Here is a 387-nt window from a genome sequence, read left to right on the forward strand (position 1 = left end):
GTTGAATCCCGGGCCGTCCCCGTCGTTAAGCACTCGGAGCAGCTTGTCCGGCGTTCCCCGACCGTTGTGGGGAGTCCACAGGGACAATCCGTTGGCATGCAGGCCGGAATCCACGTCATCGTAATCGATCACGAACCAACTTGCCTGAGCCCGGTTGCGATGCGGCCACCAGACCGTGACGAACGCGGACACGAGCGCTATGAATGCCGCCGCCCACGTTGCCACATCACCCCAATTGATTCCTTCCGTCATCATTTCTCCCACCTTACGAAAGGCCTCCAATCATGAGCACAACAGCACAGCAGAAGCGCACCGACGGCTGGACGGTGAAGTGATGAAGTGGAAGTTGGTTGCTTTGCCTGCCGCCGTGGCTTGCGTCCTGCCGTT

The 387-nt window shown here is 59.7% G+C and carries 2 protein-coding genes; one reads left to right on the top strand and one right to left on the bottom strand.

The features are described from left to right. Positions 1 to 192 (bottom strand): hypothetical protein (locus tag EIK80_RS26810; RefSeq protein ID WP_233586943.1); only part of this gene is annotated, 192 nt, incomplete at its 3' end. Between the two features lie 7 nt (positions 193 to 199). Here EIK80_RS26810 and EIK80_RS26815 point away from each other — a divergent pair. After that, positions 200 to 387, top strand: a 188-nt coding sequence (locus EIK80_RS26815) for a hypothetical protein (RefSeq protein WP_233586944.1), incomplete at its 3' end; no start/stop codon positions are given.

The sequence above is a fragment of the Caulobacter sp. 602-1 genome, from assembly GCF_003931565.1.
Classification (GTDB): Bacteria; Pseudomonadota; Alphaproteobacteria; order Caulobacterales; family Caulobacteraceae; genus Caulobacter.